Below are 5,515 nucleotides of genomic sequence, written 5' to 3'. Positions count from 1 at the left end.
ACTTTCTTAATTCTTTTACTAGCTTTGATACAAATTTAAAATTTGGATCCTTGCTGTCTACTGCTAGGTCAAAGAGAATTAGCTCTGTATTTATAAGGACTGCTCCCATATCTCTTAGGGATTTTCTCGCAATTTTTTTAAGCTCGTCAGTATATGAAGAAATCGCATCATCCACATAATATACATCTAAGCCTAGGTCAAGAAGACTCCTTATAGTTTGGTAGATGCAAATATGGCCCTCAGCTCCTGTTACAAAGACTTTTTCAATTTTATTTTCCTTGATAAAGTCCTCTACTTCTGCTGTTAGGGCATTAAAACTTGTCTTAGCAAAGATTTTTTCCTCATCAATTTCTGCCAAAATATCTTCATGAGATCTGCCAAGTCCCTTTGGATATTGTTCTGTTGCTAAAACTGCCATGTCATATTTCTTAAAGGCTTTTATAAGGCCTACTGTATTTCTTATTGTCCTATCGCCTTTGTCCATAGTATCCATTAGCTTTGGCTGGATATCTACTACCAAAAGTAATGACTTATCCTTGGCTGTATAAGTACCATCTTCGCTAAGTGAGTTTGTAAAAAATCTCTTATCTATTCTTCTTTCCATAAATCCCCCTGTCTATAATTTTTATCTTTCATCATCTTATCAATACTAGTTAAGATCTTGGCCTTGTTTTTAGCCCAAGCAGGGAGGGCTATTTTTTCACCAATCCCATCCCCTGTTAGCCTATTTATCACAATCTCTGGCCTAAGTCTCCTTAGAAGGTCAACTACTATTTCCACATAGTCTTCCATTTCCATCCCATAGCTTAGCTTGTTTTCTTTGTAATAATCAAAAAGCTTGCTTGGTTTTTCTATATAGAGATTGTGAATTTTTATCCCCCAAGGCCTTATAGTATTAATATAGGTTATATCGTCCACAAAGTCCACCCTTTCTTCAAAAGGTAGGCCCACAATCATATGGACTAGGGTAGGTATACCCCTTGCGTGAAGCTTCCTTATCCCCTGGTCAAAAACCTCATGGCTATAGCCCCTATTTATAAGGTCAATTGTCTTTTCATTTACACTTTGCATGCCAAGCTCTACTAGGAGAAAATATTCCTTGCTGATTTCTTCTAAAAGGTCAAGGACCTCATCTGATAGGCAATCTGCCCTAGTGGCAATAGCAAGACCTGTCACATCCTCACAGGATAAAGCCTCATAGTAGAGATCCCTAAGCCTTGAAACATCACCATAGGTATTGGTGAAGTTTTGAAAATAGGCCAGGTAGGCTGTTGGCATATTCTTTTTTCTCAAGCGACTTTTTTGGTAGGCTACTTGGTCTCTTATAGATTTTTTCCCATAAGTCCATTCACCAGATCCTGTCTCTGAGCAAAAAATACATCCTTCAAAAGATAGACTCCCGTCCCTGTTGGGACAAGTGAAGCCACCATCTAGGGGAAGTTTTATTATTTTTTTATTAAATCTTTTCTTCATATAGGAACCAAAGTCCCTATAGCGTTTTTTATTTATCTCCATAGTCTAAATATACCTCTTAAATCTCTAAAATTCCACATAGAAAAGGACCCTGGATAAGGGGTCCATGAGGATATATTTTTACGTATTAACTACAACAAGATTTCTTATTATTACTTGCACAGGCTGGGCAGTCCGCGCAGCCTCCCTCACTTTTTGTCAAAAATCTTCTGTATACTATAAAGGAACAAAGAGCAAGGATTGCTATTAATAAAATCCATGATGCTAAATTCATTTTTTATCCTTTCTATAAGTTAAGCTAAACATTTTTCGTAGGCCTGTTTTTTCTCTGCATAGGGTTTTCTAACAACCATATAGATGAAAAAGGCAAGGCCAATAAATCCTACTACAGTACCTAGGTCAAACTCTCCATAGAAGAAGAAACTTCCTAGTTGGTAGAAAATAAGGCTTACTAGGTAGGCAAAGCCCATTTGGTAGCAAATAGTTAAGGCTGTCCACCTACTATCATCCATCTCAGTTTTAATAGCTCCTACTGCTGCAAAACATGGCATACATAGCATATTAAATAAGAGGAAGGAATAACCTGCCACAGGACTTGCTAGGGCTCCACTAAAGGCTGTAAGAAGGGCTTGTGATTCTTCAGTAACCTCTCCTCCTAAACCTAAAACTATGCCCATAGTAGCAACTAGGTTTTCCTTGGCTACAAAACCTGTAATAGTAGCTGCTGTTGCCTGCCAGGTGCCAAAACCTGTTGGCCTAAAGATTACAGCTATAACAGAACCTACCCTAGCAAGGATAGAGTTTTCGCTAGCTTCTCCTACAAGGTTTAACCTAAAGTCAAAGTTTAGTAAAAACCAAATTACAATTGTTGAAACAAGAATGATAGACCCAGCTTTTTTAACATAGGACTTGCTCTTATTATAAACATCAGTCAAAACTGACTTTGGCCTAGGTGCGTGATATGGAGGAAGCTCCATGATAAATGGTGATGGGCTATCGGCTAATTCCTTAAATTTCTTTAGGATAAGGCCAGAAACAATAATAGATAAGATCCCTATCACATAAAAGGAAAAAGTCACAAGCACCCTATTCTCTGGGAAAAACGCCCCAACAATAAGGGCAATAACTGGTAGTTTTGCTGAACAAGGCATAAAGGAAGTAGTCATTATGGTTATCTTCCTATCCCTTTCGTTTTCGATGGTCCTAGATGCTTGGATACCTGGTACTGCACAACCTGTAGCAACCATAGCTGGGATAAAGGACTTACCAGAAAGACCAAACTTCCTAAAAAGCCTATCCATGATAAAGGCTATCCTTGACATATAACCTATATCTTCTAGTATTGAAAGAAGGGCAAAAAGCACCATCATCTGTGGTAAAAATCCGAGCACTGCTCCCACACCAGCAAGAACTCCATCACTAACAAGGCTTGCAAGTACTGGATGGATTTCAAATTTTTCCATAAGGTCTACCGTACCTGGAATTAGGCTATCATCAAAAAATCCATTTACTGCCTCTGTTGCCATGGTACCTGGCGAGTATTTAAATACTGCAAGGAAAAATACCATAAACATCACTAGGGCAAAGATTGGTAGACCAAATAATTTGGAAGTAACCACCCTATCAATCTTATCAGTCATGCTAAGTTTTGGCTCAGCAGATTCTAGCATTTTATCTGATACTTTCTCAAGCTCATCATACCTAGAACCGATAATAAGGGCGCTTGCCTCATCGTCGTATTTTTCTTCCATATTTTTTCTGATTTTAGAAATTTTAGCTAATTTATCATCCGCAAGTTTTAGGTAATCAAGGCAAATAGAATCTTCTTCAAAAACCTTGATTGCATAATATCTCGCATGCCCATCCTTAAGGTCAGACTTGATTATCTTTTCTATCTGATAAATAGCATCTTCTAAATCATCTTCAAACTCAAGTTTATTTGGGATATTTTTTAGATTTCTACTATTAAGGACCTCTTCTATTAAAGGCTCAATCCCCTCTTCTTTACTAGCTACAGTTTCAATAACCCTTGCATTTAAAATCTCTTCCATAGCCCCTATATTTATATCATCACCCTTTTCCCTTACTATATCCATCATATTAAGGGAGATAATCATAGGTATATCAAGCTCAGCAAGCTGGCTTGTTAGGTAAAGATTTCTAATAAGGTTAGATCCGTCAACCAAGTTTATAATTAAATCTGGTTTTTCATCTATGAGGTATTTTCTAGAAACAACCTCCTCCATAGTATAAGGAGAAAGGGAATATATACCTGGAAGGTCCTGGATAACTATGTCCTTGTGTCCTTTTAATAGACCTTCTTTTTTATCTACAGTAACCCCAGGCCAGTTACCAACCCTTTGATCAGAACCTGTTAGGGCATTAAAAAGGGTAGTCTTTCCGGAATTGGGATTACCTGCTAAAGCTACTTTTAAAGTCATAGGCCCTCCACCAAAATATTTTTTGCGTCATCTTTTCTAATAGTAAGCTCGTAACCCCTTAGATTTATCTGGATAGGGTCTCCAAGCGGTGCAAGCTTCCTTATGTAAATATCTGTATTCTTAGTAATGCCCATATCCATAATCCTTCTTTTGACAGGACCTGTACCAAGGACCTTACTAACCTTGACATGGCTACCGACAGGTGCGTCTGATAAATATGTCATATGTCCTCCTCTATTTAAAACCTACAAGAAATATCCCGTAGACTAAAATTTATTTATATTAACTCTCAACTTACTATTAATATAACACACTCGATAATGAATATCAATACTATTTGATATTAATTATTGTTATATTTTATCAATCTTTATTCACCCACCGAGGGAAATCGTTCTATAATAAAACCATTCTAGCTTTTAAGCCAATATTTGATATAATATTAGTAGAAAAACCAAAAAAGGAAGGTAATATGTATTTTTTTGTAAATGATTATAACTCAATAGCTTATCCAGAAATCCTAGAAGCCCTAAAATCATCCCTAGACGAGAAAAACCCAGGCTATGGGACAGACTCCCACAGCAAAAACGCCAGAAACTTAATAAAAAAAGCCCTAGGAAATGAAAACGTAGACATCTACTTCCTACCAGGAGGTACAGGAGCAAATATAGTAGCAGCTGCAGCAGGCATGCGCCAGCAAGACTCCATCCTCTCAGCTACAACAGGCCATATCGAAGGTCACGAAGCAGGCTCTATAGAAGCGACTGGCCTTAAAATTGAACTAATCGACACAGAAGACGGCAAATTGACAAGAGAATCTATAGAAAATTTTCATCAAAAATTCACCACGGAATATATGACAGTTCCAAAAAAGGTCTACATATCAAATACCACCGAAGTCGGCACCCTCTATAAGAAAAAAGAGCTTGAGGATATCTACGCCTATTGCAAGGAAAATAATCTCTACCTCTTTATAGACGGAGCCAGAATGGCAGCAGCTCTAGCCTCAGAAAAATGCGACTACGAAATAAAAGACCTAACAGACTTATGTGATATTTTCTACCTAGGAGGCACCAAGGCAGGCCTCTTATTCGGCGAAGCCCTAGTAGTTGTAAATGATGATCTAAAAAAAGATTTAAATAATCTCATCAAACAAAAGGGCACTATGCTCGCCAAAGGCTTTATCTCAGGCATCATGTGGGAAAAAGTCTTCGAAGATAAAAAGTTTTACCTCAAGGGATCAAAAAAAGCCTACCAAATGGCCAAAATATTGGCAGAAGGCATCACTAAAAAAGGCTACAGCTTGGCCTATCCTTTCGAGTCCAACCAAGTCTTTGTCCTCTTAGATGAAGAAAACTTAGAAAAATGGCAAAAGATAGCTAAATTTGAAATAACCGGAGAAAAACAAGGCAAAAAAATAGCAAGACTTGTCACAACCTTTAGGACCACAGAAGAAGATGTCAGGGGATTTTTAGAAGAAATATAGATTAAAATTATTAGCTAGTTTTAAGCAAAATCTCTTCAAATAATCCAATCTCGTAATTACTAGAATTAAATAGATATTAAGATTTATCATCTTTGATTAACTTGCGAAAAAGTCA

Annotated in this window: 6 protein-coding genes; 1 reads left to right on the top strand and 5 read right to left on the bottom strand. The window is 37.2% G+C overall.

Going from position 1 to position 5,515, the window contains the following annotated elements:
* From Q0410_RS07450 to Q0410_RS07430, 5 genes are all read right to left on the bottom strand, one after another.
* Window positions 1–604: isochorismatase family protein (locus Q0410_RS07450; RefSeq protein ID WP_299035095.1), on the bottom strand; the 604-nt coding region annotated here is incomplete at its 3' end.
* A complete protein-coding gene (locus Q0410_RS07445) occupies window positions 589–1,515 on the bottom strand; it encodes a TIGR01212 family radical SAM protein (protein ID WP_299035092.1) in 927 nt (308 codons plus the stop codon). The genes Q0410_RS07450 and Q0410_RS07445, both read right to left, overlap by 16 nt.
* 85 nt (window positions 1,516–1,600) lie before the next feature.
* Entirely contained in the window at window positions 1,601–1,747 is a 147-nt protein-coding gene (locus tag Q0410_RS07440; protein WP_299035089.1) for a FeoB-associated Cys-rich membrane protein, read from the bottom strand.
* A gap of 19 nt (window positions 1,748–1,766) precedes the next feature.
* Window positions 1,767–3,914, bottom strand: a complete 2,148-nt coding sequence (gene feoB, locus Q0410_RS07435) for a ferrous iron transport protein B (protein WP_299035086.1) — start codon at window positions 3,912–3,914, stop codon at window positions 1,767–1,769.
* The gene (locus Q0410_RS07430) at window positions 3,911–4,138 is read right to left on the bottom strand and encodes a ferrous iron transport protein A (RefSeq protein ID WP_299035084.1); all 228 of its coding nucleotides are present in this window, start codon (window positions 4,136–4,138) and stop codon (window positions 3,911–3,913) included. Before Q0410_RS07430 ends, feoB begins: the two co-directional genes overlap by 4 nt.
* A gap of 248 nt (window positions 4,139–4,386) precedes the next feature.
* On the opposite strand from Q0410_RS07430, the gene Q0410_RS07425 reads away from it, so the two are divergent.
* On the top strand, window positions 4,387–5,400 hold the full coding sequence (locus Q0410_RS07425; protein WP_299035081.1) for a low specificity L-threonine aldolase: 1,014 nt from the start codon (window positions 4,387–4,389) through the stop codon (window positions 5,398–5,400).
* Window positions 5,401–5,515: the final 115 nt, after the last annotated feature.

Origin of the sequence: uncultured Anaerococcus sp. (assembly GCF_937934665.1) — a bacterium.
GTDB lineage: Bacteria > Bacillota > Clostridia > Tissierellales > Peptoniphilaceae > Anaerococcus.
This window is presented reverse-complemented; position numbering and strand designations above follow the sequence as displayed.

Excerpts from the sequence above, each read along its gene's own strand:
- Q0410_RS07425 (WP_299035081.1), top strand. The coding sequence starts at position 4,387 with ATGTATTTTTTTGTAAATGATTATAACTCAATAGCTTATCCAGAAATC.
- feoB (WP_299035086.1), bottom strand. The coding sequence starts at position 3,914 with ATGACTTTAAAAGTAGCTTTAGCAGGTAATCCCAATTCCGGAAAGACT.
- Q0410_RS07430 (WP_299035084.1), bottom strand. The coding sequence starts at position 4,138 with ATGACATATTTATCAGACGCACCTGTCGGTAGCCATGTCAAGGTTAGT.
- Q0410_RS07445 (WP_299035092.1), bottom strand. The coding sequence starts at position 1,515 with ATGGAGATAAATAAAAAACGCTATAGGGACTTTGGTTCCTATATGAAG.
- Q0410_RS07440 (WP_299035089.1), bottom strand. The coding sequence starts at position 1,747 with ATGAATTTAGCATCATGGATTTTATTAATAGCAATCCTTGCTCTTTGT.